General features: G+C 52.3%; 24 protein-coding genes and 2 pseudogenes. 11 read left to right on the top strand and 15 right to left on the bottom strand.

Annotated elements, in window-relative coordinates; all coding sequences use genetic code 11:
- Positions 1–14: 14 nt before the first annotated feature.
- The 5 genes from AC6I8R_RS25105 (at position 15) to AC6I8R_RS25085 (ending at position 6,588) form a co-directional block, all read left to right on the top strand.
- Positions 15–1,103, top strand: coding sequence for a tartrate dehydrogenase (locus AC6I8R_RS25105; RefSeq protein ID WP_021183859.1), 1,089 nt, complete (start codon positions 15–17; stop codon positions 1,101–1,103).
- A gap of 2 nt (positions 1,104–1,105) precedes the next feature.
- Positions 1,106–2,365: a glycerate kinase type-2 family protein gene (locus tag AC6I8R_RS25100; RefSeq protein WP_497833181.1), complete on the top strand. Its 1,260-nt coding sequence runs from the start codon at positions 1,106–1,108 to the stop codon at positions 2,363–2,365.
- Positions 2,366–2,799: 434 nt separating this feature from the next.
- A complete protein-coding gene (locus tag AC6I8R_RS25095; RefSeq protein WP_497833180.1) occupies positions 2,800–3,528 on the top strand; it encodes a gluconate 2-dehydrogenase subunit 3 family protein in 729 nt (242 codons plus the stop codon).
- 17 nt (positions 3,529–3,545) lie between these two features.
- Positions 3,546–5,315 (top strand): GMC family oxidoreductase, encoded by a 1,770-nt coding sequence (locus AC6I8R_RS25090; RefSeq protein ID WP_497833179.1) that lies wholly within the window; start codon positions 3,546–3,548, stop codon positions 5,313–5,315.
- Positions 5,316–5,325: 10 nt separating this feature from the next.
- The gene (locus AC6I8R_RS25085) at positions 5,326–6,588 is read left to right on the top strand and encodes a c-type cytochrome (protein WP_497833178.1); all 1,263 of its coding nucleotides are present in this window, start codon (positions 5,326–5,328) and stop codon (positions 6,586–6,588) included.
- 87 nt (positions 6,589–6,675) lie between these two features.
- Here AC6I8R_RS25085 and ydfG read toward each other — a convergent pair whose 3' ends face one another.
- From ydfG to AC6I8R_RS25065, 4 genes are all read right to left on the bottom strand, one after another.
- The gene (gene ydfG, locus AC6I8R_RS25080) at positions 6,676–7,425 is read right to left on the bottom strand and encodes a bifunctional NADP-dependent 3-hydroxy acid dehydrogenase/3-hydroxypropionate dehydrogenase YdfG (protein ID WP_497833177.1); all 750 of its coding nucleotides are present in this window, start codon (positions 7,423–7,425) and stop codon (positions 6,676–6,678) included.
- Positions 7,426–7,442: 17 nt separating this feature from the next.
- A complete protein-coding gene (locus AC6I8R_RS25075; protein ID WP_208727054.1) occupies positions 7,443–7,628 on the bottom strand; it encodes a tautomerase family protein in 186 nt (61 codons plus the stop codon).
- Positions 7,629–7,637: 9 nt separating this feature from the next.
- The gene (locus AC6I8R_RS25070) at positions 7,638–8,186 is read right to left on the bottom strand and encodes a YbhB/YbcL family Raf kinase inhibitor-like protein (RefSeq protein WP_497833176.1); all 549 of its coding nucleotides are present in this window, start codon (positions 8,184–8,186) and stop codon (positions 7,638–7,640) included.
- 99 nt (positions 8,187–8,285) lie between these two features.
- On the bottom strand, positions 8,286–8,861 hold the full coding sequence (locus AC6I8R_RS25065; RefSeq protein ID WP_497833175.1) for a cupin domain-containing protein: 576 nt from the start codon (positions 8,859–8,861) through the stop codon (positions 8,286–8,288).
- 161 nt (positions 8,862–9,022) lie between these two features.
- Here AC6I8R_RS25065 and AC6I8R_RS25060 point away from each other — a divergent pair, with 161 nt between their 5' ends.
- Positions 9,023–9,355 carry a helix-turn-helix transcriptional regulator gene (locus tag AC6I8R_RS25060; protein WP_013512403.1) on the top strand — a complete coding sequence of 111 codons (333 nt, stop codon included), beginning with the start codon at positions 9,023–9,025 and terminating at the stop codon, positions 9,353–9,355.
- A complete protein-coding gene (locus AC6I8R_RS25055) occupies positions 9,355–9,987 on the top strand; it encodes a hypothetical protein (protein WP_497833174.1) in 633 nt (210 codons plus the stop codon). Before AC6I8R_RS25060 ends, AC6I8R_RS25055 begins: the two co-directional genes overlap by 1 nt.
- Here AC6I8R_RS25055 and AC6I8R_RS25050 read toward each other — a convergent pair.
- The 7 genes and pseudogenes from AC6I8R_RS25050 to AC6I8R_RS25020 form a co-directional block, all read right to left on the bottom strand.
- Positions 9,984–10,820, bottom strand: a complete 837-nt coding sequence (locus AC6I8R_RS25050; RefSeq protein ID WP_497833173.1) for an aldo/keto reductase — start codon at positions 10,818–10,820, stop codon at positions 9,984–9,986. The two genes, AC6I8R_RS25055 and AC6I8R_RS25050, sit on opposite strands and share 4 nt — an antisense overlap.
- The gene (locus tag AC6I8R_RS25045; protein WP_497833172.1) at positions 10,801–12,150 is read right to left on the bottom strand and encodes an NTP/NDP exchange transporter; all 1,350 of its coding nucleotides are present in this window, start codon (positions 12,148–12,150) and stop codon (positions 10,801–10,803) included. The genes AC6I8R_RS25050 and AC6I8R_RS25045 overlap by 20 nt, the downstream gene beginning before the upstream one ends.
- Positions 12,151–12,293: 143 nt before the next feature.
- A complete protein-coding gene (locus AC6I8R_RS25040; RefSeq protein ID WP_497833171.1) occupies positions 12,294–14,639 on the bottom strand; it encodes a membrane-bound PQQ-dependent dehydrogenase, glucose/quinate/shikimate family in 2,346 nt (781 codons plus the stop codon).
- Between the two features lie 368 nt (positions 14,640–15,007).
- A pseudogene (locus AC6I8R_RS25035) lies at positions 15,008–15,301 on the bottom strand (peptidase); the annotation flags it as partial.
- A 180-nt stretch (positions 15,302–15,481) separates the two neighbouring features.
- Positions 15,482–16,951 carry a prolyl oligopeptidase family serine peptidase gene (locus AC6I8R_RS25030; protein WP_497833170.1) on the bottom strand — a complete coding sequence of 490 codons (1,470 nt, stop codon included), beginning with the start codon at positions 16,949–16,951 and terminating at the stop codon, positions 15,482–15,484.
- 29 nt (positions 16,952–16,980) lie between these two features.
- Positions 16,981–18,318 (bottom strand): hypothetical protein, encoded by a 1,338-nt coding sequence (locus AC6I8R_RS25025; RefSeq protein ID WP_497833169.1) that lies wholly within the window; start codon positions 18,316–18,318, stop codon positions 16,981–16,983.
- Positions 18,318–18,971, bottom strand: coding sequence for an O-methyltransferase (locus AC6I8R_RS25020; protein ID WP_021183843.1), 654 nt, complete (start codon positions 18,969–18,971; stop codon positions 18,318–18,320). Before AC6I8R_RS25020 ends, AC6I8R_RS25025 begins: the two co-directional genes overlap by 1 nt.
- Positions 18,972–19,087: 116 nt before the next feature.
- On the opposite strand from AC6I8R_RS25020, the gene AC6I8R_RS25015 reads away from it, so the two are divergent.
- Both AC6I8R_RS25015 and AC6I8R_RS25010 read left to right on the top strand, forming a co-directional pair.
- Positions 19,088–19,729, top strand: a complete 642-nt coding sequence (locus AC6I8R_RS25015) for a TetR/AcrR family transcriptional regulator (protein ID WP_497833168.1) — start codon at positions 19,088–19,090, stop codon at positions 19,727–19,729.
- 79 nt (positions 19,730–19,808) lie between these two features.
- Positions 19,809–20,432 carry a TetR/AcrR family transcriptional regulator gene (locus AC6I8R_RS25010; RefSeq protein ID WP_497833167.1) on the top strand — a complete coding sequence of 208 codons (624 nt, stop codon included), beginning with the start codon at positions 19,809–19,811 and terminating at the stop codon, positions 20,430–20,432.
- A 307-nt stretch (positions 20,433–20,739) separates the two neighbouring features.
- Here AC6I8R_RS25010 and AC6I8R_RS25005 read toward each other — a convergent pair whose 3' ends face one another.
- Positions 20,740–21,024 (bottom strand): hypothetical protein, encoded by a 285-nt coding sequence (locus AC6I8R_RS25005; protein ID WP_208727042.1) that lies wholly within the window; start codon positions 21,022–21,024, stop codon positions 20,740–20,742.
- Positions 21,025–21,400: 376 nt separating this feature from the next.
- Positions 21,401–21,871, bottom strand: a complete 471-nt coding sequence (locus AC6I8R_RS25000) for a hypothetical protein (protein ID WP_497833166.1) — start codon at positions 21,869–21,871, stop codon at positions 21,401–21,403.
- A gap of 118 nt (positions 21,872–21,989) precedes the next feature.
- Between AC6I8R_RS25000 and AC6I8R_RS24995 the strand changes: the two genes are divergently transcribed.
- A complete protein-coding gene (locus AC6I8R_RS24995) occupies positions 21,990–22,658 on the top strand; it encodes a DUF3313 domain-containing protein (protein ID WP_051337950.1) in 669 nt (222 codons plus the stop codon).
- 117 nt (positions 22,659–22,775) lie between these two features.
- Here AC6I8R_RS24995 and AC6I8R_RS24990 read toward each other — a convergent pair whose 3' ends face one another.
- A complete protein-coding gene (locus AC6I8R_RS24990) occupies positions 22,776–23,666 on the bottom strand; it encodes a LysR family transcriptional regulator (protein WP_021183837.1) in 891 nt (296 codons plus the stop codon).
- A 129-nt stretch (positions 23,667–23,795) separates the two neighbouring features.
- Here AC6I8R_RS24990 and gstA point away from each other — a divergent pair.
- Positions 23,796–24,401: pseudogene (gene gstA, locus AC6I8R_RS24985) on the top strand (glutathione transferase GstA).
- A gap of 600 nt (positions 24,402–25,001) precedes the next feature.
- Here gstA and AC6I8R_RS24980 read toward each other — a convergent pair.
- Positions 25,002–26,081, bottom strand: coding sequence for a RepB family plasmid replication initiator protein (locus AC6I8R_RS24980; RefSeq protein WP_021183835.1), 1,080 nt, complete (start codon positions 26,079–26,081; stop codon positions 25,002–25,004).
- Positions 26,082–26,623 lie beyond the last annotated feature (542 nt).

The raw sequence follows: 26,623 nt of genomic DNA, 5'->3' as shown, positions 1-26,623 counted from the left end.
ACAGGAGAAATAACATGCGTAACTACTCAATTGCCGCTATCCCTGCGGACGGTATCGGCCCTGAAGTGATCTCTGCCGGTGTTGAGGTGCTCCATGCGCTGGAACGCCAGAATCCACAGCTGAAATTTGATATCGAAACTTTTGACTGGGGTTCGGATTACTACAAAAAACACGGTGTGATGATGCCGGAAGACGGCCTGCAAACGCTGAAGAAATTCGACGCGATTTACTTCGGTGCCGTGGGCGCGCCAGATGTGCCGGATCACATCACGCTGTGGGGCCTGCGCCTGCCGATCTGCCAGGGTTTTGACCAATACGCTAACGTACGTCCGACCAAAATCCTGCCGGGCGTCACCTCGCCGCTGCGTAATCGCGGTCCTGGCGACCTGGATTGGGTGATCGTGCGTGAAAACTCGGAAGGCGAATATTCCGGTAACGGCGGTCGTGCACACCGTGGTCTGCCTGAAGAGGTTGGGACTGAAGTGGCGATTTTCACCCGTGTGGGTGTGACCCGCATCATGCGTTACGCCTTTAAACTGGCGCAGTCTCGCCCGCGTAAACTGCTGACCGTGGTAACAAAATCCAACGCCCAACGTCACGGTATGGTGATGTGGGATGAGATCGCCGCAGAAGTGGCACAGGAGTTCCCGGATGTGAAATGGGACAAGATGCTGGTCGATGCCATGACACATCGCATGACCGTGCATCCGCAGAGCCTGGACACCATCGTCGCGACTAACCTGCATGCCGATATCCTCTCCGACCTCGCCGGTGCGCTGGCGGGCAGCCTGGGTGTCGCCCCAACCGCCAATATCGATCCTGAGCATCGTTTCCCGTCCATGTTCGAACCGATCCACGGTTCAGCCTTTGATATCACCGGCAAAGGCATCGCGAACCCGATTGCCACCTTCTGGACTGCGGTGCAAATGCTGGAACATCTCGGCGAACATGATGCCGCTGCGCTGGTGATGGAAGGTATCGAGTATGCCTGCACCAAAGGCATTCTGACGCCGGACGTCGGCGGTACGGCAAAAACCGCGGATGTGACCAAAGCCGTGGTTGAATTTATCACCTCGAAGGCCACCGTAGCTGAGACCGCATAACGATGAGAAATGAACAGGCCGCAGAGATTCTGCAAGATATCTTTCAGCGTGCTGTTGACAGTGCCCGTCCCGGGCCTGTCATTCCCCCGGCACTGCCTGAAAAACCGAAAGGCCGTTGTGTGGTGATTGGCGCGGGTAAAGCCTCTGCCGCAATGGCCGCTGCGGTAGACGCGGCCTGGCCAGATGTGGATGTCAGTGGCGTCGTGGTGACTCGCTATGGTCACGCCGTCCCTGCCGGTCGCATTCGTATTCTGGAAGCGGCCCATCCGGTGTCCGATGCCATGAGCGAAACCGCCGCGATGTTGATCGTGGAGTCGCTGCGTGGACTGACCCCGGATGATCTGGTGCTGGCGTTGATTTCCGGTGGTGGTTCGGCGCTGATGGCACTCCCTGCACCGGGGCTGACCCTGGCTGATAAGCAGGCGATTACCCGCGCGTTGTTGCACAGCGGGGCCAATATCAGGGAGATGAATCTGGTACGTCGCCATCTGTCAGCGGTTAAAGGGGGCAAACTGGCGCTGCTGGCACAACCGGCACGGCTGGTTTCTCTGATTATCAGCGATGTTCCGGGTGACAACCCAACCGACGTGGCCTCTGGTCCAACGGTTGCCGATAACAGTTCTCCGGCGGAAGCGTTGAAAGTGCTGGAACGCTATGGCATTCCCATCGCAGAGCCAGTGCGTTATGTGCTGACTCATCCCCAGCAAGTACCACCGCAGACCAGATATGCTGAAACCAGGCTGATTGCTACCCCGGCATTAGCCCTTGCAGCTGCCGCCGCAGAGGTACGTAAGTTCGGCTTAACTCCGTTGATCCTCGGTGACGCCATCGAAGGCGAGAGCCGCCAGGTTGCTGTCGTGATGGCGGGTATCGCCCGATCGGTGAAACAGTATGGTCATCCCGTTAAAGGGCCAGCGGTGTTGCTGTCAGGGGGCGAAACCACCGTCACGGTGACCAATGGCCGCGCGGGTAAAGGTGGGCGTAATACTGAATTTCTGCTCAGTCTGGCCTGTGCTTTACAGGGGGAAGCCGGTATCTGGGCGATTGCCGGTGATACGGATGGTATCGACGGCACGGAAGATGCAGCCGGTGCCATGATCTCGCCGGACACGCTGACACGCGGGAAGTTGAATGGTCTGAATGCCGCCACGTATCTGGATGGACATGACAGCTACAGTTATTTCCACTCCATTGGCGACCTGGTGATGACCGGTCCCACCCTCACCAACGTGAATGATATTCGCGCCATATTAATTGCCTGACCCTCCCCCACAGTTTTCCCGGACATCCGGGAAAACTGTTATTTCTGTAATCACCAGCGTGATTTATTAAATATTATGAGAGCAAAAAAAAGCCAATTGTTAACACCGTTATCTCGGATGGCTGGATAACTAATGAACTAAAACATTTCACAGGGTTGTGAAGATAAAACAAAGTGTAAATGTACCGTAAGGTACATTAAGGTTTTTTCTTATAAATCATATAACAAGGATGAGATGGATTATTTAAATAGTTTATATAAACCAGATAACGTGATCATGTGCTACCAATGCGCCTATGATGCGCCGTTACAAAATGGCAACAGGATTTCTAAGGCTATTTAAATATTAACGTCGATTCGTTAACAGTAATGAAGCGTTGTATTCCCACCAGGCAAGTGAATGATTTTCGCACGATAACGAGAAACTGAAAGCAAATGGCAAATGAACCCTGTCGTATTGGAAGGCGTCCTTTTATTATTGGGTCGCTGATTGGCATCGCCTCACTCGGGATGAAAGGCGGTGTGAGTAGTGTTTTTGCCGCCGTTCCCTCCACTGCGGACGAGCTAAAACAATATCAACCGGTATTTTTCACCGCAGAAGAGTGGCAATTTATGCTGGCCGCCTGTGACCGCCTGATCCCGTCGGACAGAGAAGGTCCGGGGGCATTAGATACCCATGTTCCGGTCTTTATTGATAAGCAGATGCTGACCCCTTATGGCAAGGGTGAAGACTGGTATATGGAAGGTCCGTTCGACAGCCATGCCAGCCTGCTGTTCGGCTATCAGATGCCCTTCCCGTTGCAGGTGCTGTACCGCAAAGGCATTTCACTGACCAATCAATACTCGCGCATCAAATACAATCAAAATTTCTGCGACCTGCCAGCCAGAATGAAAGATGCGGTGTTAACCGATCTGCAAAAGAATGTCGCCGATTTTTCCCAGTTTGGCGAAGCCGACCTGAATGCCGGTTATTTCTTTACCCGACTGCTGGAAAATACTAAAGAAGGCTATCTGGCCGATCCGCAGTACGGCGGGAATAAGAATATGGCGGCATGGAAGATGATTAATTTCCCCGGTGCACGCGCCAGTTACCCGCAATGGATAAAGATCCATAACGTTAAATATCCCCTTGGCCCGGTCTCTCTCAGCGGCGAGCAAGCCTGATTCTTCCTGGAAAATAAATGAAAAAGATCAATGACGCCGTCGATGTCATCATCGTCGGTTTAGGTTGGGCTGGCTCGATTATGGGTATTGAGCTGGCGCAGGCCGGATTAAAAGTGCGCGCGCTGGAGCGCGGAGAAGACCGCCTGAACAGCGATTATGCTTATCCCAAACCGGCTGATGAACTGGCCTTTACCAAACGCCATAAAATCATGCAAAGCCCGCATGATGCGGCTTTTACCATTCGTCACAACGCCTCAGAAACCGCCTTGCCCATGCGTGAATTGGGTGCCTTCCGTCTGGGCGATGGCGTGGGTGGTGCGGGTCTGCACTGGACCGGGATGATCACCCGTCCAACGCCTGTCGACCTTAAAATGAAAACTTACGCCGACGAACACTTCAAACGAGGTGAACTGGATGAAGAACTGCGTATCGCCGATTTCCCGGTCAGCTGGGAAGAGATCGAGCCGCATATGGATTTCTTCGATAAAGTGTGTGGCTCCTCCGGCGAGACAGGCAACCTGCGGGGCGTGATCCAGCAGGGCGGCGATCCTTTTGAAGGTGCGCGCTCCAACCCCTTCCCCAATAAACCACTGGAAGATAGCCTTAACGCTACCCTGTTTCGTCAGGCCACTCAGGAGATGGGACTTCACCCGTACTCCATGCCTTCGGCGGCAGTTTCTGTGCCTTATACCAACCCTTATGGTCAGCAGATTGCCCCCTGTAACTACTGCGGCTTTTGTCAGTTCTACTCATGCCTGAACTATTCAAAGGCATCGCCGCAAACTGCCATCCTCGACCGACTGAAGCAGTTTAAAAACTTCGACTATAAAACCCGCGCCAACGTGATTCGCGTGGAAAAACATGCCGATGGTAAAACAGCGACGGGTGTGACTTACATTGATGAAAATGGCGACGAGGTGTTCCAGCCCGCCAGCATCGTGATTCTGTCTACCTTTGGCCTGAACAATGTTCGCCTGTTACTGAACTCCTCAATCGGTAAGCCTTACAACCCCATTACGGAAGAAGGTGTGATTGGTCGTAACTACACCCACCAGTATGGCGGCGGATTTACCCTGTTCTTCGATAACCTTGAGTTCAACCCGTTCGCCACGGCAGGACCGACCGGCACCGTCATCAGCGACTACGGCACCGGCAATGTTGAGACGGCCCAGCTTGGTTTTATTGGTGGAGCCAAGATCTACAGTTCACAGCCGACCGGTACGCCGATGGGAGCCGCAATAAAGAAAGGCGCGCCATCATGGGGCAGCGGCTGGAAAAAAGCGCTGAAAGAAAGTTATGGCCATTCGATGGGCGTGAAGCTTGAAGGCAGCAATATGGCAACGCGCGGTAACTACCTCGATCTCGACCCGGTATATAAAGATCGTTTTGGTATGCCGCTGCTGCGTGTGACTTACGATTACGTGCAAAACGATCTGCGCATGTTGCAGTACATGAAAGAGAAGATGGAGGCGATTACCAAACACCTCAATCCAACGCAGTACTCGCATAACATTCTGAAGATGGACAGCCATTTCGCCAGTTCGCCGAACTATGTCAACACGCATAACGCCGGTGGCGCGATTATGGGCGATAACCCTCGCACCTCTGCGCTTAACCGTTATCTGCAAAGCTGGGACGTTCACAACCTTTTCGTGATGGGAGCTAATGCCTTCCCGCAAAACTTCTATGCCAACCCCTCGGCGATGGTTGCCGGACTGGCGTACTGGTCAGCAAAAGCGATTCGCGAACAATATCTGAAAAACCCCGGCCCATTGGTGCAGGCATAAGGAGATAACCATGAAACTGCAACTTCGTTATCTGCTGATGGCGGGCCTGGTGAGCACAGCCGCGCAGGCGGCAGACAATCAGGATGCTGCGTTGATTGCCAAAGGGGAATATCTGGCGCGCGCCGGGGATTGCACCGCTTGCCACTCCATTGCCGGTGGAAAAGAGTTTGGTGGTGGCCTGGCGATTGCCAGCCCGATGGGGGTGATCTATTCCACCAACATTTCACCTGATCCCGAAGCCGGTATCGGCAAGTACACCGAACAGGAGTTTGCTGACGCGGTGCGCAAAGGTATTCGTCGCGATGGTAAGCATCTCTATCCGGCGATGCCCTACCCGGATTATCGTGGGATTACCGATGAAGATATTCATGCGTTGTATGTCTATTTTATGAAAGGCGTAAAACCGGTAGCTGAAAAAGCACCGGAAACGTCGTTAATGTTCCCTTTCAGCCAGCGCTGGGGCATGTGGTTCTGGAATGTTGCCTTCACCGAGGATAAGCCGTTTGCACCGCGCCATTCCGTGCCTGACGATATCAATCGCGGTAAATATCTGGTGGAAACACTCGGGCACTGCGGCAGTTGCCATACCCCCAGGGGCATCGGCATGCAGGAGAAGGCACTGAATGAATCCAGCGACAAGTATCTCGCCGGTGGGGAATTAAATGGCTGGCCTGTGCCTTCACTGCGCGGTATGCCAACCTGGAGTATCCAGAACATTACCGATTACCTCGCTACAGGCCGTAATGACTTTGCCTCCGTGGGCGGAGAAATGACCGGTGTCGTTGAGCACAGTATGCAGCATATGAATGATCAGGACCTGCACGCGATCGCGGCGTATCTCAAGTCATTGCCTGCTGATACCCCGGTGATCAATCGCCGCGCCGATGCAGAGCAGGAGACAAAGAAAACCGCTGATTACCTGACCCAGGGACATAATCTGAATGCCGGGCAGATGCTGTACATGAACAACTGTGAAGCCTGCCACTGGACCGACGGCAACGGGGCCAAAGGAATATTCCCGCGCCTGAACGGGGGGGATGTGGTGGTCGCGGATAACCCAACCGGGTTAATCAACATCATCCTGCAAGGGGCTCAGACCCCTTCGACACCGAAAGCACCGTCTGTGATGGCGATGCCGGGCTTTGCTTCCCGACTGAGTGATGAACAGGTGGCGCAACTGGCAACATTTGTGCGTAGTGGCTGGAGTAACAACGCACCGGCTGTCACGCCAAAAGAGGTGACAAAAGTACGGGAAAGTCTGGCTAAACCTTAATGTAATCCGCGTAGCGGTGCGATTTATCGCGCAATTCCGTGCATGTTGCCGGAAAAAACGCGCGATAAATCGCGCCGCTACGTTTTTTTACTCGCCTTTAATCACGCGCAATCCGCCATATGACTGACAAACTGGCATCATTTCCAACGTGTTGATATTCACATGCGCAGGTAGATTGCTGACCCACCAAATGGCTTCAGTGATATCTTCCGGCAACAGGGGTTGCGTATTGGCATACGTCTGATCAACGCGCCCGGCATCTCCCTTGAACCGCACGCTGGAGAACTCTGTCCCACCGACCAGCCCCGGTTCGATATTGGTAACACGTACTGCGGTACCTGCTAAATCGGTGCGTAAATTCAGGCTGAACTGCCGCACGAAAGCTTTTGACGCGCCATAGACGTTGCCGCCCGCATAAGGCCAGCTGCCCGCCGTAGAGCCGAGATTGATAATATGGCCGCGATTGCGTGCAACCATCCCCGGTAAAACCACCCTTGTCACATGCACCAGACCTTTGACGTTGACGTCAATCATCCGGTTCCAGTCGTCCATGCTGGCCTGCTGAGCAGGTTCCAGACCCAAAGCCAGCCCGGCGTTATTGATCAGTACATCAATATCACGCCAGTTCAGCGGCAGTTGTTCCAGCAGGCTATCAACAGCCAGTGAATCACTGACATCCAGCTTGAGGGTGAAAATGTTGTCTCCGGCAATGGCTTTAAGATCATCAAGACGTTGCTGCCGCCGCCCGGTGGCGATCACCCGATGTCCATGTTGCGCATAACGCAGCGCCAAATCCCAGCCGAATCCGGCCGTGGCTCCGGTAATAAGAATAAGCATGATAACTATCCTGGTAATTAAAGATCTTTAAATAAAATACCGCCGCGAGACTTGTGTTCTTTATCCGTTTCAATCAGCGAAATAACAATGTATTCCTCTTTAACCGGTAAGGCGTCTTTCACTGCCTGATAAATTCCATCCATCAGTTTTTTCTTTTGGTCAGCTGTACGGCCACTCACCATGTGCACAATAATTTCTGGCATCTTTTCACCTTATTTCTTAGGCATAATAAACTGACCGACCAGACCTGCTGATGCCAGAACATGACCTTTCAGTTGCGACATGACAGCCTCTCTTGCCAGCCCTTTTTGCAGCGCATCAGGAGCATAATCGGTAGCAATTAAGGTGAAGTTATAGTTGTGAATATCACCATTCACCGGAGGGCAAGGACCGGAATAACCCTGAACACTCTTCCCATTGGTGCCAGGGGTATAGCCAACAACTCCGGTCAGATCCCCTTTAGCAAATTGGTGACGACTGCTGTCGATGCCATAACCAAGGAAATGGGTCATGCCCAGGCCGTTGGCACCCTGTGGATCTTCAATCAGCAGCACATAACTTTTGGTGTTGGCCGGTGCGCCACTCCAGCTCAGCTGCGGTGAAACGTTTTGCCCAGGACACTGGCCACCGCCGCCCATCGCAACCGGTAATTTCCCTGCATTGTGGAACTGGGTTGAGTGCAGCGTAAAGGGCGCAGCCAACGCCCCGGCAGAACATAACATCAGGCCTGCAAATAATCCTGTATGAACGCGTGATAACACGGCTTTCTCCTTTCTTCTGAATTATAAATCGATGCTTTTAATATCGGGTACAGCAGCAAGTGACAGATCGGTATCTGCAATGAGACGTATAAATATGATTTAAATCACTGTACCGCTGCGGTTAAAAAATCGGCGGGTGCGATTTTCCAGTTTTTGATTCGACGCTCTTTGCAACGTTTCCACATTGATCGCCGATCGACAGACATCCCAGTTGTTGCCCTCGGGATAGCAGGCCAGAACCGAAAAATCATGGCTGCTCTGCAACAGGCGCTGACCTGTCCCTGCCGGTAAAAAAATCACATCGCCAACCCTGGCTGGCACCACCTCGCCGTTATCGCCGCCAATCTGCAACTGACCATTGCCTGCCGCCACGACAAAAATCACATGCGTACTGCTGTGGAAATGCTGATAGGCGAAGGGTTTTCCCTGCCATTGCTGCGTCCATCCGGCCTTAATTAACCCGCCCGCAGTAGTCTCAGGTTGTGTCGTACGGAAATGCATAACGGGTAAGGCGGGATTATTCGGCACCCATCCATCAGCTGACAGACGCCATTGATTGACCAACTGCAATGGCATTGCGGTTGAACTGTCTGCGGCCTGCACGGCGAGAGAGGGTAAAAACAAAGCCAGTAGCGCCGAGTGCTGCAAAAAGTTGCGTCGGGTGAAGTGAGCCATATCCCTTCCTGAAATATCGTGGTCTGCCAGTACCGGAACAGATTGCAAAATCAGCCATCCGGTTTCATTATCATACCTAGATAAACTAGGTATCAAGGCAGCCTAAGTCAAGCTAAGATAACGGCGAAGTTTGTATCTATCTTTGTAAGCGGAAAATGACCATGAGAAGCAGTGCTGACGACAATCTGAAAAGCCATATTGAAATGGTCATACTTGCCGCGCTGGAGCGAGGCCCCAGTCATGGCTACGCATTAATTGAATTGATCCACCAGCTGACGGATGGCGTCCTCTCCTTCCAGGAAGGGACTGTCTACCCCCTTCTGCACCGCATGGAACAGCGTGGCCTGATTGGCGCAGAGTGGGAGATCGCACCATCCAAACGGAAACGTCGCGTTTATCAACTAACCAAAGAAGGTCAGCAGGAGTTGGTGAGAAAACGCGAAGCCTGGGATAGCTATTCCCTGGCCGTCTCCTCTTTATTACAGAGGTCATAATGTCCACGCTGACTGAACTGCCAGAACCTGCGCAACGCTATCTGCTGGAGCTAAAGCATGAACTCAGTTTTGAGCAGAAATATGCAGACAACATCTGTCTGGAGATCAGTGAGCATTTCTATGAAGCGGTGGAATGCAGCAACGATACACCAGAAAAAGCGGCCCTGCGCGTGACGCAACGTTTTGGTTCCCCGCAAAACCTGGCCGCTGAATTTGCCGTGGTATTAATCACGCGCAAACTGCGCAACACCTTGTTTATCAATCTCGGCATCATTATCGCCATCGTATTTGCCGTGTTTACCTGCCTGACCAATCACCACGGTGGGCCTGCGGTGATCACCGCCGCACTGAGCGGTTGTGTCACCTGGGCGGGTCTGCTGGCTATTCATCGCAATCAACTCGAAGGGGTTCGCCTCTACCACTGGCTGTGTACCCCGATGATCGCCTGCCAGACGACGTCATGCGCCCTGCTGATGGCGCTGCTGTGGAACATTTTTAGCTCCCCCAACAGCTCCCTTTACTACCATTCTTTCGAATCGGCGGCGGTGGTGATCCTCGCCGCACGTATGCTTCATTTGAAATTACGCAGCCGCAGTATGTGCGCGCTGTGGAAGAAAACCGCACAGCATTAACGTGTCTCCAGAGGGACTTTACGCACAGGGGGCGGGAAGGCTTCGTCCATGACGTTAAGGTCTGCTGGTTGTAGTTGCACGCTTAGCGCGGCGGCATTCTCTTTGATGTGTGCCGCCTCCCCTGACTCCGGTATAGCGATCATATTGCCATTACGGATCACCCAGGCGAGAAGAATGGTGGAGGGACTGGTTTGATATTTGGCCGCCAACTGAGTGATCAACGGATGGCGCAGCAGCGATGCCCCTTCACCACCCAGCGGGGAGTAGGCCATCATCGGCATATGATGCTGGTTACACCAGGGGATCAAATCAAACTCAATGCCACGGCTCGCCGGATTATAGAAAATCTGATTGGTTGCACAGCGATCGCCATTCTCGGTAGCGAAAAGATCCTCCATATCGCTGACATCAAAATTGGAGACGCCCCACGCTTTGATTTTCCCCTGCTGCTTCAGCTTTTCAAAACCGGACACCGCTTCAGACAGCATACTGCTGAAACGCCAGTGCAGCAGGTAAAGGTCGAGGCATTCGGTGTTGAGTCGCTTCAGGCTGTCGTTACAGCTACGCTCCATCATCAGACGATTGGCGTGATAAGGATAGATCTTTGACACCAGATACACCTTATCGCGCAAACCATCGATCGCTTTGCCGATCAGTGATTCAGAACGGCCATCACCGTACATTTCGGCGGTGTCGATCACCTTCAGCCCACTATCAATACCGGCGCGTAACGCATTAATTTCCGCCTGTGCGCTGTGCCTGCCCTGGCCCAGATGCCAGCTCCCCATACCAATAGCGGGAACTGTCTGACCGTTAAGAGTGACTGTTTTCATGCAATGTCTCTTTGAGGGGATAAAAGGTTTTCTCTTCAAGCTGTATCTGTTTGCGGCCCAGCCACTGACTGTTAACCAGCCAGATCAGCGAAAGGGGTAAAGCCAACCACAGCAGCATGCCGCCACTCATGCCAGCCGCATTCATGGCCGCCCAGCTCCATGCGCCCACCTGGTCACCGGTACGATAGACAGCGGTGTCGATCACGTTTTTCGCTTTGTATTTGTCTTCGCGTTTTAACACCGTGAACAGCACTTCGCGCGCCGGGCGCGCCAGGGCAAAATTACTGGCGCGTCTGAGCACCGAGAACATCACAATCGAAGCGGCCACCGGCCAGATCGACAGGCTGGCAAATCCCAGCAGCGTGATAACTGGCAACAGACCGAGCACCAGCTTAGTGCCATAACGCGCCATCAGACGGCTGGTGATAAATAACTGCGTCACCAGCGTCAGCACATTGACCACCAGATCAAGGGTGGCAAAAAAGGCGGTTCGATCGCTGTCATGTTGAAAAAGGTGGTGTACCAGGTCGGCCTGGCGGAAATAGATCAATGTCGAGGTGACCGAGTAGAGCAACATATACAGGCAGATGTTCAGCAAATACGGCGATTGCGCGATACGAACAATGCCTGAGAACACCCCACCGCCAAGCGGTTGCGTCTGGACTGCGCCATCATTGGCTTCATCCGCCAGATGCGTCACGTTGTTCAGCCGCTTGACGCAGACAACGGCACATTCCAGCAGCACCGCTGCCAGCACGAACAGACCGATGGTATTGAAACGATGTACCAGCAACGCGGTAGTCGCCGATCCGACGATCGCCCCCAACGTGGCCCCGGCAGCCATCATGGCAAACAGCCTGCTGGCACGCTCACGCGAAAAGATATCGGCAACCAGTGACCAGAACACCGACACGACATAAAGGTTAAAGACCGAAAGCCAGACAAAAAACACTCTCCCCAGCCATACCTGGGCATCCACCGGCAGATAAAACTTCAGCACGGCAAAAATCAGTAAATGGCTGATAAAAAAGCGATACACCAAAGGAATGAGCTTTTTGCGCGGAAGTTTACGCGAGAGCGCCGCAAACGGCAGATTAAGGGCCAGCATCGCCAACAGCGTGGCAGAGAACAGCCATTGCAGATTGTGCATCCCACCATCAATACCAAAGGTGTCGCGGATCGGGCGCAGGACATAATAAGCAGATAACACGCAGAAGATGTAGATCATACAGACCAACAGCGCGCTCACTTCCTCTGCTTTGACGGGTGTCAGACGTAACCAGAAAGGCACCTTTGACTGACGGACAGGTTCAGTCGGCTGATTGCCCATAACGACTCCTGGATAAATAATGATTCCATGTCATCAGGTATCAAGCCGGATGACCCACTTACCTAGATAATCTAGGTAAGTGGGTTTTCACTGTCAAGGAATTGTGACCTGCTTCACAGCAGGTCGTTTAACTGGAGGGAAACTCAGACCTTGTCAGGCAGGGCATATGCGATGACTTCATCGCCTTCCGGCGTCATCATGCCGTGATGGCCACCCGCCATAATGAGCAGGAATTGTTGACCGTTGACCTCATAAGTCATTGGCGTTGCCTGACCACCCGCTGGCAGTTCATCTTTCCACAACGTTTTGCCCGTCTTCACGTCTATCGCACGCAGGTAATCATCAGTGGTCGCCCCCACGAACGCCAGGCCGCTTTGCGTGGTTAACACACCACCGTTATTCGGCAAACCGATTTGTAACGGCAACATGGAGTGCAGCCCCCAGGGACCGTTACGTTCTGCGGTGCCCAGTGGACGATCCCACAGCGTTTTACCCGTTGCCAAATCGATGGCTTTAATCATGCCAAACGGCGGCTGTTTACAGATCACACCGATATTGGATACCCAGCCGGTGTTAACATCCTGACCGTAAGGCAGACCAGCCTGCGGACGATTACGTCCCGGTGGTGGGTTCTTGTAACGCGGGTCACCCAGCCAGAACACGCCCATCTCGTCATCTTTGGCACGCGGCACCAGACGCGAATAGCTGGGAAGATCGTTGTAGTTGGAGATAATGACGCCATTGTGCACATCAACCGAGATGCTGCCCCAGTCAGATCCGCCGTTGTTACCCGGGTATTCAATCCACGGTTTATCCGCGCTCGGTGGCGTAAAGATGCCCTGATAGTTCGCTTCACGATACTGGATACGACACACCAGTTGATCGATAGGCGACACGCCCCACATCATTTTCTCTGTCAGATCGGGTTTCTGCGTGTGGCTATACAGCGAGCGTGGCTGGGTTTTCGCCCGTTCTTCTGGCTCCACGCCGCCCTGCGGTGCCGGTTGCTCCTCAACCTTGTGCAGAGGTTGACCGGTGCGACGATCCAGCACCCAGAGATCACCCTGCTTGGTGGTTTCAATCAGCGCCGGAACCGGACCTTTATCAGTAGGGAAATCCACCAGGCTTGGTTGTGCAGGGGTATCGTAGTCCCAGACATCGTTATGCACGAACTGATACACCCAACGCGGTTTACCGGTGGTGACATCCAGCGCGGTAATCGAGGAGCTGTATTTACGCTCTTCCGGGGTACGGGTGGAGCTGTAGTAATCTCCCGCCGAGTTGGCCATTGGCAGATACACCAGCCCTAACTTTTCATCAGCCACCGCCGTAGACCACATATTCGGCGTGCCGAGTGAATAGGTTTTACCCGGCGACGGTGTGGTGGTGATATCCGGTTGCTCCATATCCCACGCGAAGCGCAACTGACCGGTGACGGCATCATAACCGCGCACCACACCAGAAGGTGCGTGGCGGAGCTGGCCGTCCATCACCTGCTGACCTGTGACCACCACGCCTTTCACTACCGTCGGTGCCGCTGTGACGGAAACGATACCCGCAGGCCATTTGCCCATGCCATCCATCAGATCGACAAAGCCGTGATGACCAAAGTCCTGGCACAGTTCACCGGTACGGGCATCCACCGCTGCCAGTTTGGCATCCAGGGTACCCACGATAATGCGCTGCGAGCAGGCCTGGTCGGCAGGGACGGCAGGGTTTTCATAGTAAGCCACGCCGCGACAGGCCGAGTTGGGCGGGGAGGATTCTGCCGGGGTTTTAGGATCGAACATCCATTTCTGTTTACCGGTAGCGGCATCGATCGCGAACACTTTATGGCGGATGGTACAGCCATACACCACATCACCAATTTTAATCGGGGTCAGCTCGTTACCGAAATTCGGCGTATGTGCTTCACCGGTGTGATAGACCCAGACGCGTTTCAACTGGCTGACGTTTTGCGGGGTGATCTGCGTTAGCGCAGAGAAGCGCTGTGCACCCTGACCACCTCCATAGGTCGGCCAGTCCTGCGCGGCTGGCGTGGTGGCATTGTCAAAATAATTCCCCACCGGCGTGGTCGCCGCTTCAACCGGATAAGGCTTTTGCGCCAGCGGGATGGCGATTGCCAGCCCCACCACTGTCACCACCAGCAAGCCCACCCCATAGCGTCGATAAGCGCGTGATCCATCAGCGCGGCGGGCTGGCATCAGCACCACAGTAATGATCAGGAATAGCAGGGCCAGATCGAGGCGCGGTACCAGCGCCCACCCGTCAAGGCCCGATTCCCATAGTGACCACACTAGCGTGGCAATAAAGCTTACCAGGTACAGATACAACCCGCTCGCACGACGTAATACCGCCAGTAAACCCGCAACGATCCACACTACCCCCATCACCAGGTAGTAGGGACTGCCAGAGAGTCGAACCAGTTTAAAACCCGGTATGGCAAGAACGGCACCGGTGAGAATCAGCAAAACGCCAAATCCCAGCATGCACCATCCTCGCCAGCCTGAGATCCTGGTATTTCCTTCAAGTGATGAATTCATGAGTAAGCTCAATGAGTAAGTTGATTACAGGCTGGTGGTGGGGAATCTTGCAGACGCGAGAAGTAAGAATTTGTGCCACCAGCACACTTACATGTCTGCAACATGAAAAGATTGTTGTTGTAACATTTGGCAGCATGCCTTTATAATCTAGGTATGCAGGGACAGGGCTGTCAATATGTTTTTCAGATAAATAATAGACATAACCACATGATTAATTTGGTTTTTATTGGAATTTTTTGTGGGAGTGTTCAATGTGATAACCGTTCGGCTGATATGAATTTTCATCCGAACGGGGGTAACGGGAGAAGTGCAGATCACACCTTTCGTTGTTTAAACAACCACGCCCGTGCGGCATTGATATAGAAGAACTTGCGTGCAGAGGCCATATGATCAACACCTTTGAAGGTCAAAAACGTAATGTTCCCGCCTTGATCCAAATAATGATTAACCTGCTCCGTTAATGCCTGCTGATTGTTAACCGGGAAAATCAGTGTCGGATCCAGCAATTCACTCGGGCGAGTCACCTTCGCGCCACCCTGCTCCCACACGGGCACACATTTTTCATTCCACGGCGTGGCTTTGTTGTCGTCAGACCCGGTAATGATCAGCCCGTGCAGCAGAATTTACGGCCCATCATGACAATATTTACGGCCCACAAGCCTCTTTATCGGCCCACCTCCACTACATTTACGGCCCACAATGACGTACATATCCTGCTTCATACCGTCACTGTTGGCGCTTATCGGCATAAGGCAGGACCAGTAAACCGTCTATATCCGATTTGATAATTACACCTTTTGTTGTTTAAACAACCACGCCCGTGCGGCATTGATATAGAAGAACTTGCGTGCAGAGGCCATATGATCAACACCTTTGAAGGTCAAAAACGTAATGTTCCCGCCTTGATCCAGATAATCATTAACCTGCTCCGTTAATGCCTGCTGATTGTTAACCGGGAAAATCAGTGTCGGGTCCAGCAATTCACTCGGGCGAGTCACCTTCGCGCCACCCTGCTCCCACACGGGCACACATTTTTCATTCCACGGCGTGGCTTTGTTGTCGTCAGACCCGGTAATGATCAGCAATTTCTGGTTCGCCAGGGTCGCAACATCTTTGGGGCGCTGTTGCCCGGCAATGATGAGTCCGGCGGCGAAGGTCTCCGGGTGTTTCGCCATCAGCCACAGCGATGTCATGGCACCCATAGACCATCCGGTGCAGTACACCCGCGATGCATCAATTTTCAGCACCTTGTCGGCACGATCTTCGAGATTCGGATTACCGTAGTCCCAGGTGTTACTTAGCAGGGATTGCACCAGCCGCCAGGTATTCTCCACATCACTGGTGTGCTCCCAGTAATCGTTCATGGTGGTGCGCTCGTAACGCGGTGTGATAACCACACATTCATGTAAGTCCTGCTCTTCCGGCATGCTCCAGATCGACGCAATACATTGCTCAGTCAGCGTCTGGGCGCAGGTGCCATCATAGCTGGTGCCGGAGTGCGTAATGGCCAGTACCAGCGGATATGCCTTGTTCTCACCACCCGGTTTGAGGAATGATTTCGGCAGATAAATGCTGTATTCAAGCCACGCCGAGCGGGTGTCATCCCACCACCAGTGATGTTGCTCCCACTCATCAACGCCCCGAATAACAACGTTGTTGCCGCGCGCAGCGGCATTGCTCCACGGCGTATTGCTGGCGGCATAGACATGACCGGCGAGGGTCTTGACGTTCTTAACCTGCGTCAGCGATACGATATCGCTGTCCTGGGTCGGCAGGCTAAGGTCCGGATCATGAGCGAATTCGACAATCACATAACGTCCGGTTACGCTGGATTTTCCTGCCTGCAACGCGGGTTCGGCATGGGTGTAAATTGATGTGATGGCGCGTGGTAAGGGCTTAGCCTGCGTGGCATTTTTGTCGGGTTCATTGGGCATACCGGCAAAGAATCCCTCGGCTGCCGGTATTACCCCCGCTTTAAACGTTGTGAGCGCCAGACTGGTGGGATCGATATCTGCGTCATATTCAGCGGCAATGCCGTAAATCTTCTCCCCACCCCCCGTGACTTCGCAAAGTGCGAAAATACGTTGTAAACCGGGTCCTTTTTTCACGCCATCGTCCTTGCTCGTCGCATTTGCCGATGCCGCCATAAATCCATTTTTATCTGCCGCCACCGCCTCACGGGATATCCCTGCCGCAGAGATAGCTCCGGCCAGCGCGGTTCCGGCCACCATGAAAGTTCTTCGTGACATATTTGCCATATTTTATCTTCCTGAATGAAGGTTGCGCGTCATGCAGGTAACGCCCGCATCTGCTTTAACTGTTTAATAATGGCCTGGGCTGCCACTTCACCGGCGCCAGGTGCAAAAGGTGAAGAGCGAGCTTCATAGGTAAAGCGGTCGTAGCTGTCGCTGTCCGGGAGATATTTGGCCGCACCATCCACCATGGTCATCACAAAGGTCTGTGCGAAAGGGGATTCGGCACGAATATGTACACCGAGGCTGGCAGAAAACTCCGGCTGGACACCGACTAATACGCTGTCTCCCCATTGCATCATCACCACTGGCAGGCTGCTGACACCGCTGACCTGATAATCAAATGTCTTAACGGGACCGGTTGGCGCGTGCCGGGGGGAGAAGTTTTGCGATTTGACGGTAATGTTCTGCCGTTCGACTCTGAAGATGCCACTTGGCTGAGGGCTGATACCATCAGCGATTCGAATAACTTCGTCCCCCAGCCGCTGTCCGAATGAATCCAGCAACGCGAAACCTTTTTCGTGAATATCGATACGATCGGTGCTGCCATCTTTATGCACAACATGACGACTGGCCTGGAGATAAGGCACCTGATCCCCGGCACAGCCCACGAGATAAAACGCCACCGTGCCACTGCCGTAATGGTTTTCGACATAACGACAGGTCGCTCCCGCCAGATCCGCACTGACCAGGCGGCCCCCGGTTGCTCTTTCGGATGCATCCATCACCGCCGGTTGCACGGCATAGTTGATCAGAATCGCCAGCGGATGGCCGTCTGCCGTATTCAGACTTATCAGCCCCACATGGGGATCGCTATAACCCGCATCGTCAGCGCCAAGCCACCAGCCCGCAGGGGTATTGATATTACGATTGACACCGATTCTGCTCAGACCATTACCGATACCCGGTTGTACGGGTTGTAAGGAACTGACCGCCTGTGTTGCTGCGCTACGCACGGCATTCTCAAAGGCGGCGAGCATCGCTGCTGAGGCTCCGGTAAAAATATGCGGTGTTGAGAAGGAGTGACTGGCGTTGATGATGGTGTTCGCAGCGGTGACACCGCCGACCTCTGCCAGGATAGACTTGAACCGGACAATGACATCCTGTGTCAGTGAAGTCAGGTCCACTACGACAATGGCCTGACGCTGGCCATCCTGCTCCAGCAGCAATACACGGGTAGCCAGTGGATCGTGTTCACCGACAAAATCATCCAGCGGATATAACCCGGTCAGAACCACATTTGCCCGTCCCACGCCCGCCTTAAGCCGATGGTTTTTGCCGGACAGGAAAGCGGAAAAGCCAGGCGTCAACATCGCGGCAGCCCCCAGCCCTACACCGGCCTGAAGGAAATGTCGTCGGGTAAACATCGACATTATCCGACCTTCACTGCCAGTTCAGTTCCACGCTTGATGGGCAGCGTCACCGAGATGAATCCGTTGTCCGGATTACGGATAAACGCCAGGAAATCAGGTTCCGCGTTATCATTCAGCACGTAACCCCCCACCCGTAACTGCGGCGCCATGATTTCAATGACCTGTCTTGCCAGCGTCGGACCATCTGCCAGCGGCCAGCCATCAATCAGGACAAAATCGACCGGACCGCCGAGATCTTTTAACGTTTCGCGTGCATCACCGATACGGATATCCACGTAACTCTCCAACCCGGCGGCAGCCAGATTGCGCTGTGCGGTTGCTGCTTTCGCCGCCACCAGTTCGGCACCAATGACCTCCCCCCCGCCGTTGTCGCGCATTGCGGCCGCAAAATAGAGGGCTGACATTCCAACCGAAGTGGCAAAGTCCACCACCTTTTTTGCCTTCATTGCCCGGCATAACAGATAAATAAGGTCGCCCTGCTCGGGATGAATCGAGAAGCCATAATCGGCAAACATTTCCGGGTCCGGTGCGCCCGGCCCGGCAAATGCGGCCGCATCCGGATGCTTCCTTCGTGCATTCATCTGCGCGATCACTTTTAAAATCTGCGGATCACGGATGGCGGAGGAGGTGTGAGTAAACGGTTCCGTTTTCATGGATGTTCTCCAGGGTTACGTTAAAATCGGCCTTTGCTGAAAAATATCCTGTACCTTTTTATGGTACTTATCAAGTACCATAATTGTGACGAAGATTAACGGAACCCACAGTTAACATGAAAAGTAGTGACTCACTGCCTACTCGCGGTCGCCCCAGAACCCAGGATGCCGCCAGCCGACGTCAGGTCATCATTGAAAGTGCCTATCGCGCCTTCGTTGAACTGGGTTTTGCCAATACCAGCACGGCAGAAGTGGCCCGGCGGGCAAAAGTTTCGAAACGTACGCTGTATGAGGTATTCAGCGATAAACAGGCCTTGTTTGCCGCGGTAATCAGCGAGCATCGCCATCTGTTGCTTGATTTGCCCAGACCCGAGGATGAACGCTGCGCGCTGGACGAGTGTCTGTTTCGAATTTTTCGCCTCGACGTCAGCGAAGAACAATCTCTGGAGCGTGAAGCGATCCTGCGGTTGATGACGCGCGAATCAATCCTGTTCCCTGAGCTTTCCGATTATCTCTATGAAACCCGGGCGGTAAGTTCCAGGGAAATGCTCATGGGCTGGTTACAGAGCACCGCCAGCGAGAAAAATTTGCCGTTGGATGATGTGGCGGTCTATGCCGGAATGTTGATGGATGTGGTCTTCGGCGCACTTATGCCACACCGGCGTGTAGCAGACTTCAGAGAAAAACAGGCGATCGCAGAACATATAAAAAGACGCATCCAGATTACGTTACGCGGTATGGGTTGGTTGCCCGCCTGATGTTACGTAACGGAGCAGTTCATCCTTTAATGAACCATCTGGTTTTGTTAAGGTGGTCTTTCTGACCCTGGAGATAACAATGCGTAAGCTAACTGAACAAAAAAGAAAAGAGATCCTTGACGCGGCTTCCTCCGTTTTTCTTGAACAAGGATATGAACGGGCTTCGATGGATGGCGTTGCAAAAACCGCCGGTTGTTCAAAAGCCACCCTTTACAATTACTTCAACTCGAAAGAAAGCCTGTTTGAGGCGGTCGTCAGAACCTTCAGTACCAACTATCTCACCCGTGCTGCTGATGAGCTGTACAGTGCGGATAATCAATCTTTTACCCTCGCGGATAAACTACAGCAGTTCGGTGAGAGGATGCTGGGCGTCATGACGTCCGACTGGAAGGCCATGCAACTTTACCGCATGGTCGTTGGCGAAGCCGGCCATTCCGATATCGGAGAGCTTTTTTATGAATCCGGTGTACGGGAAAGCATGAACGCACTGACGCAGGTGATGGAAAAATACATGGAAAGCGGGGAATTATCCCTTAGCAACCCAGGGCTAAGAGCAAAGCAGTTTTCGGCCCTGGTTAAGGCTGAAGCAGATGAACTCTTTCTGCGACGCCAGATGCCGGTGTATACGGATAAAGAAGTTGCCACAATGGTTGAAAATGCCGTGCAGGTATTTCTGCAAGGGACCACCCTGAACGTCAGATAAGGGATGTAAGTCTGTCAACAAATCATGATTCGATTGACAGACCACAGATTATAATTAAACTAAACGGTACAGTTCATAAATGAGGGTTATCTTATGTTGCACCGTGTTCTGTTATTGGCAGGTATTACTTTCGGCTCGCTGCTGCTCAGCGGGTGTGTTTCTCTCTTTTAAGGAAATAAAATGCGTTTCATTCTCCCCCTGTTTACCAGCGCGGCGGTCATTCTTCTTACTGGCTGTTTGTCTGTCGGTAGTCATATTTGATCGGATGTTGCCCGCACCTGGCGGGCAACATCATCGCGTCCAACCGTTACAATGTCACACCAACCAGCATAAGCGCGATGAGAATACTGATGGCCACCGCCACCAGTGTTTCCGCAACAAGCAGGGTAATCAGGGAATTCTGGCGCGCTCCCCAGGCCCCGGATACATATTGCCTGCCACGCTGCGCTCTGAATCGTCTGATATAGATGACATCTCTGATGTTACTCCCCACCCGCCACCACATGATAATGACAGTGGTGACAAGTACACACAGCATGCTCCAGTCCCTGAATGTCATTTCTTCCGTTAAGGTCAGAAACTTGTCTCTCATCTGGATGGTTCTCCTGAGTTAAGAAATATCACTCACCCTTATGGGCAGCACGCAAATACCGAAACCCTGGCTGTGATTCACCAGAACGTTACTTCTCTCAACTTAAGGACAGTCAGAACACCGACTACCAGCACCACCACGATCTCAACCATCAGCAAAACAATGAGGGGTAGCAGACGGGCCCCCCAGACCCGGGATGCATAATAATTGCCCCGCTTTATGCCTAATCGACGGATATACCGAATCTCTCTGACATTGCTGCCTGCTCGCCAGAGAATCAGGATGGATACTGTTATCATTGCCACATCTATGACCCACTCCCTGTACGTCATTTCCCCGGCGACTATCAGCAGTCTGCTAACCATCAGAATTATTTTTATCCCCGGCTAACGGCTGCGTACTTTTCGATAAATACCTCTGTTCTGCGGCGCACTTCGCAACGCAACTCGAAATTCGTCCAGCATGATCCGGCCAGCAGAATGCTTAACTCATTCAGCTGCGAAAGATAAAAACGCACCACTTCTTCAGTTGGCCGGTAACGCAGTTCGCCTCGCAGCATGGCTGCGTCCATTACCCCGCGCACATAATCCACCGCGTGCCGATAAGAAGAGGGATTGCCTGAATGCTGCAAAGCCCTGCTCTCGCTTTTTTTCATCATGAGCATCATCCGGGTGAGTTTCCTCCTGACAGGCAGGCCGATATAGCGGAACGGCAGTTCGCAATGGAATCCTGACTCGGCAATTTCTTGCGAAGTGCTGAGGTGCTCTGGAGCATTAACGTGCTGTTTTGTGCGTGAAGAACAGATAGTTAAATACCGACCAACGGGATGCGACTGGATATTCAGCATATGGCCTCCGCAATGAAAAATACCGAAATGAACTGAAACATATTCTTGACTTAGGCATGTTAATCGATCTTAACTATACCGTACAGTTCATTTAAAGAAATTTTTGGAGAGCCTGGATATGAAGCAATTGTTCCGCCCATTTTGTTGTACCGTGACTCTGGCCGCCGCTATCGCTGTTGTCGGTTGCGCTGACACCTCCCCAGTAAAGTATTCTGGGATTGAATCTTCATCACGGATGACGCCAAATACGTCAGAGGATAGCGATCGTATACCTTTCCGTTATGCGGCCCCGGTAAACTGGAACAAATATCGCAGCATCACGTTAGAACCTGTGCAGATCTATGGTGGAAGTGACGCACAATTTAACGATCTTTCTCCGGATGATCGGCGCAAGCTCGCCGACTATATGCAGAAAAAATTTAGCGAAGTGCTGGCAGAAAAGTTTGTCGTAGATGCTGCTACAGGAACGTCCCCCTCCCTCCGGCTTAAACTGACGCTAACCGGTGCGGATACGACACCGCAGGTTGTTGGTACCTTTACGAAATTCGATCTGGCTGGTGGACCTTACAACATTGTTCAGTCTGTCCGGGGCGGTCGCGGGCTGATGAGCGGATACGTTAACTATGCAGTCGAGATAAAGGATGCCGAGACGAACGAACTTCTGCTGGCCTACGTCACTGAACAGTATCCGAATGCAATGAACGTCGGTGCCACCTTTGGCTCGTTGAGTGCCGCTGAAACCGGGATAGACAAAGGGGCTGAACAGCTTTTAGAAAAACTCCATTAACAAATTAATGGCGTGTTGTGCGTGGAGTTGAGTCCACTGTCAACATCCCTGTTCTCACGGTACGTGGAGTTTACGTTGTGCTAATGCTCCACGTACCGCTTTAAGACGCTACGGTGATCAATCGTGCATTGCTTTGCTGTATATGCGCAGCCGTGCAATTAAGGCCTGAGTTGCCTGGGAAGATTTTCCGGCTTGTGAACAAACCAGCGCAAATTCACGACAGACAGGAGGAAGCAATGGCACCACGCACAAGCCACGCCGATCTTCCGGAAGGGTTGATTCAGGGACCAAAGCTACGCCCATCCCCTCGCGCACCATCTTGCTGGCACTGATCCAATCTCGTACCGTCATGCGTATGTCTGAAAGCTGCAAACCCGCTTGCTCCATCAAGCTTCTCCCGTTTACAGCGCAGCCACCGGTAGCGAGGATAAAGGGTTGAGAGGCCAGTTCCCCAAGCGTAATACCTTGTGCTCTTACACGGCGTGCTTGCAAGTGACTGGCTGGAAAGACCGCGACCCAGGCATCCTGCCCTATTACCATTTCCGCACGGCCAGAATCAGGGTTCATGACGATCCCCAACTCGACAGTGCTTTCAGCCACCCACTCCTCCACCTCTTCGTCTGTCCCCTCCAACACGACAACTTCAATACCGGGATGCAGGCGCCTGAAATCCCGCAACAACCCGGGTAGTAGCGTTGACGTGACCGAGGGAAAACTGGCCAGGCGAATGCGTCCAGTGCTTAAACCGCGATTGTTATCGGCCAGCGCCCGGATCGCCTCCAGCTGAACCAGCATATTCCTTGCGTGCTCAACCACCAGCTCGCCCAATGCGGTAACGGTGATCTGCCGTCGCTCACGGGTAAAAACCTGGAACCCAAGTGATGATTCCAACTGAGCGATAGCCTGGCTGGCACCAGACTGAGTCATTCCCACATCCTCTGCGGCACGCGAGATATTGCTGGCATCGGCGACAGCAACCAGTAGCCGCCAGTGCAATAGATTCATCATGATGATCAGTAGCTCAACTAATACTTCATTAATTAACTATTAATTTTACAGAATATCTCAACTCAATCACAGTGACTGCAAGTGCAGGTAGTGCACTTCGAAACTGTTTTCAATATTTATGGAGATATCATGAAGTTATATTACGCCCCAAACACCTGTTCGCTTTCACCCCATATAGTGCTGCGCGAACTTGAGCTTGAATTTGAGCTAATCTGAGTGGACAACAAAAGTAAGCTGACCGCAGATGGTCAAGACTTTCGCACCATTAACCCCAAGGGTTATGTCGCTGCGCTGGAACTGGAAAATGGGCAGATACTTACAGAAGGTCCGGCTATTGTGCAGTATCTGGCTGACCTGAAACCTGAGCGTGAGCTGGCACCGCCCGCAGGCAGTTGGGAGCGGCTACGATTACAGGAATGGTTGAACTTCATCGCCACTGAAATTCACGCTGGCTCGGCACCGCTGTTCAATACCACGCTACCCGAGACCACCAAAGATATCTTCCGTGAAAAGCTGTTCAAACGGTTCGATTTCCTGCAAGACACTCTCGCAGGAAGAACCTGTCTGACAGGCTCATCGTTCAGCATTGCCGATGCCTACCTTTTCACCGTGCTGGGCTGGTGTAAATGGTTCTCCATCGAACTTCATAACTGGCCTGCGCTATCGGCCTATCAGGCCTCTGTTACTTTGCGGCCTGCGGTGCAGGCTGCATTACGCGCTGAAGCCCCAAATTAAAGGCCCGTGAACCTTTCCCGCGCGCCTGATCTGAATCTGGTTTCCAAGCCCGAGGTTACATTGGAACCACGATGAAGCCTGCCGGAAGACTTGCAAAGAACAGGTGAGATCGTCAGTTGTTGTTGATGACCACTGTGGAGAGTAATGCGTGTTCTTCAGGATAACCACTATGGAGAGTAACGACCGTTTCAGGGATGACTGCTATGGAGAGAATTACCAGAATTGGGCGATATCACCCGTGTTTTGATTTTTGCAGTAAACATCCACTTGATAAGGAAATACTCATTGTTAGTAAACACTAACATCACGTATATAAAGGCCTTGCAGGTTAGTAACTACCAGGGGGGTTGTGCAAAGGGAGGCCTGAAAACATCAATGCCTTCTCTCTATAGTGGTCATTACTGGCAAGTTGGAAGTCTTCTTTCTCTCTACAGCGGTTTCTTTTCAGAAGTGCCAAATGACCACTATGGTGAGTGCAGATGACTGCTATAGCGAGTTGTGATCGGGGATCTATTGAGTGGCTGAAATACAAAAGACCGCTGTAGTGAGTAAAACTCACTACAGCGTTAGGGGAATGTTGAGCGCATAACAGCTGACGGACTATTCAGCTTTTTTGGTCTTCCTGATGGTTTCCAGGATGGCCAACTCCTCATCAGAAAGCATCACCATCTTCCCTGCCGACTCTTCCCTGGTCTTCTTCACCGTCGTTTTTGCCCTCACCTTCTTCTTAACCGGGACGATATCGATCTCATTATCGAGATCGTCTTCTCCGAGTTCTGGCAGGCTCAGCGGGATGTTTGCTGGTCTGAGTTTGGGCTGTCGATAATGAATGGAGAAGTAAACGGTGCTGGCACGCTTAAACTCGGTGTAATCGAGGTAGCCAATCTCTTTGAGCTGCTCCATCGCCTTTCTGACGGTCGCGTATTGGGTGTTTGGTCGCGAAGTCAGATTTAAGCGCGCCTGTAAGCGCTGCATCGACACAGGAGCAGGATCCGGGGGCAAACTCTCGATAAAGGTGTAAAGCGCCTGAGCTGACTCTTTGCGGGCTAATTCGTTAATTGCGCGAAGCTGAAGCAGTACCTTACGATCGAACTGATACAGTTCGAAGATCTTGGGATCCGCCTGCAAAGTGACAGTGTCATTTTTTACGCTGTATTTCGCTGACTGGACAAGATGCGTAACGTAATACTCCCCTTCTTTATTGGTGAAGTGGATGGTATTCGTCGCGATACGCGTCAAAGAGGCTTCCAGGCGTGTTCTGAGCTTAGCGGAAGAGCGAAGTGACGGGATCCCGCAGAGTTTGGCAAAATCGACGAAAGGCAGCGTGACACTGTCTCCCAGCACTTTGTACTTGGCAAACGCATGAATAATGCCAACCCATGCTTTGAAATCGTTGTCCATATCAAGACGCGCGCCGGTGATCTTGATATTTTCATACCCTTCGGCTTTAACGATCGTCAGTTGCTTCAGCTCATCAGTGACATCCATAGTGGATAACTGATTTTTTCTGCCATTCGCGGTGGATTTGAGGGTCGGAACGAACAGTCCCAGCCTCATTAATGCAACCGGCTGAACAGTGTTATTACTGTTTGGCGTGAGGTGAACAACCTCTCCAGTTCGTTTATCCGTTTCACTGAAAGCCTCAGCTATCAGTTTGTTTTCTTGTTCTTTTTTCGGCATTTGAAAAATCCGTGATCTGAACAAGCGATGATCGCCGTTACTCGATATTTCGGATACTAGCACTCACTACAGCGGTTATTCTACTCACTACAGCAGTTTAATTGCTCTCCATAGTAGTCATTTGACTCATCACAGCAGTCTTCTTCACTCTCTATAGTAGTCATTGTGGGAGATAATTTGTTATAAATCATTATATTGACGATAATCGAAAACGATCAAACTGCTGCGCTATCTAACGGATCGTTTATTGGATCCAGATTGAGGATGATTTTAGAGGACTATTTTTATGTTTTTGGCCTGTGTATAACTCAATGAAATCAAATTACAGAGAACTCAGGCAGTCCGTTGATAACAGTAAGGACGCAGCTTAGCGCGGATTTTAGGCATTTTGACTTATAAACAACCAAATCAAACAGTTACTCACTACAGCAGTCATCGCTTGCTCAACATAGCAGTCATCAGTACTCTCTTTAGCAGTCAATTAACTCAACACAGCAGTCTTTCCTCTCCCTACAGCAGTCATCAACATCTATCCAGGCCAT

Source organism: Pantoea sp. X-Soil-OKNW-713, from assembly GCF_059730685.1.
Note: the sequence above shows the minus strand (reverse complement) of the source record. Positions and strands in the feature narration are given on the sequence as shown.

What these genes read in the sequence shown, in the direction of transcription:
- AC6I8R_RS25105 (WP_021183859.1), top strand. Translation starts at nt 15, where the DNA reads ATGCGTAACTACTCAATTGCCGCTATCCCTGCGGACGGTATCGGCCCT.
- AC6I8R_RS25100 (WP_497833181.1), top strand. Translation starts at nt 1,106, where the DNA reads ATGAGAAATGAACAGGCCGCAGAGATTCTGCAAGATATCTTTCAGCGT.
- AC6I8R_RS25095 (WP_497833180.1), top strand. Translation starts at nt 2,800, where the DNA reads ATGGCAAATGAACCCTGTCGTATTGGAAGGCGTCCTTTTATTATTGGG.
- AC6I8R_RS25090 (WP_497833179.1), top strand. Translation starts at nt 3,546, where the DNA reads ATGAAAAAGATCAATGACGCCGTCGATGTCATCATCGTCGGTTTAGGT.
- AC6I8R_RS25085 (WP_497833178.1), top strand. Translation starts at nt 5,326, where the DNA reads ATGAAACTGCAACTTCGTTATCTGCTGATGGCGGGCCTGGTGAGCACA.
- ydfG (WP_497833177.1), bottom strand. Translation starts at nt 7,425, where the DNA reads ATGCTTATTCTTATTACCGGAGCCACGGCCGGATTCGGCTGGGATTTG.
- AC6I8R_RS25075 (WP_208727054.1), bottom strand. Translation starts at nt 7,628, where the DNA reads ATGCCAGAAATTATTGTGCACATGGTGAGTGGCCGTACAGCTGACCAA.
- AC6I8R_RS25065 (WP_497833175.1), bottom strand. Translation starts at nt 8,861, where the DNA reads ATGGCTCACTTCACCCGACGCAACTTTTTGCAGCACTCGGCGCTACTG.
- AC6I8R_RS25060 (WP_013512403.1), top strand. Translation starts at nt 9,023, where the DNA reads ATGAGAAGCAGTGCTGACGACAATCTGAAAAGCCATATTGAAATGGTC.
- AC6I8R_RS25055 (WP_497833174.1), top strand. Translation starts at nt 9,355, where the DNA reads ATGTCCACGCTGACTGAACTGCCAGAACCTGCGCAACGCTATCTGCTG.
- AC6I8R_RS25050 (WP_497833173.1), bottom strand. Translation starts at nt 10,820, where the DNA reads ATGAAAACAGTCACTCTTAACGGTCAGACAGTTCCCGCTATTGGTATG.
- AC6I8R_RS25045 (WP_497833172.1), bottom strand. Translation starts at nt 12,150, where the DNA reads ATGGGCAATCAGCCGACTGAACCTGTCCGTCAGTCAAAGGTGCCTTTC.
- AC6I8R_RS25040 (WP_497833171.1), bottom strand. Translation starts at nt 14,639, where the DNA reads ATGCTGGGATTTGGCGTTTTGCTGATTCTCACCGGTGCCGTTCTTGCC.
- AC6I8R_RS25030 (WP_497833170.1), bottom strand. Translation starts at nt 16,951, where the DNA reads ATGGCAAATATGTCACGAAGAACTTTCATGGTGGCCGGAACCGCGCTG.
- AC6I8R_RS25025 (WP_497833169.1), bottom strand. Translation starts at nt 18,318, where the DNA reads ATGTCGATGTTTACCCGACGACATTTCCTTCAGGCCGGTGTAGGGCTG.
- AC6I8R_RS25020 (WP_021183843.1), bottom strand. Translation starts at nt 18,971, where the DNA reads ATGAAAACGGAACCGTTTACTCACACCTCCTCCGCCATCCGTGATCCG.
- AC6I8R_RS25015 (WP_497833168.1), top strand. Translation starts at nt 19,088, where the DNA reads ATGAAAAGTAGTGACTCACTGCCTACTCGCGGTCGCCCCAGAACCCAG.
- AC6I8R_RS25010 (WP_497833167.1), top strand. Translation starts at nt 19,809, where the DNA reads ATGCGTAAGCTAACTGAACAAAAAAGAAAAGAGATCCTTGACGCGGCT.
- AC6I8R_RS25005 (WP_208727042.1), bottom strand. Translation starts at nt 21,024, where the DNA reads ATGAGAGACAAGTTTCTGACCTTAACGGAAGAAATGACATTCAGGGAC.
- AC6I8R_RS25000 (WP_497833166.1), bottom strand. Translation starts at nt 21,871, where the DNA reads ATGCTGAATATCCAGTCGCATCCCGTTGGTCGGTATTTAACTATCTGT.
- AC6I8R_RS24995 (WP_051337950.1), top strand. Translation starts at nt 21,990, where the DNA reads ATGAAGCAATTGTTCCGCCCATTTTGTTGTACCGTGACTCTGGCCGCC.
- AC6I8R_RS24990 (WP_021183837.1), bottom strand. Translation starts at nt 23,666, where the DNA reads ATGATGAATCTATTGCACTGGCGGCTACTGGTTGCTGTCGCCGATGCC.
- AC6I8R_RS24980 (WP_021183835.1), bottom strand. Translation starts at nt 26,081, where the DNA reads ATGCCGAAAAAAGAACAAGAAAACAAACTGATAGCTGAGGCTTTCAGT.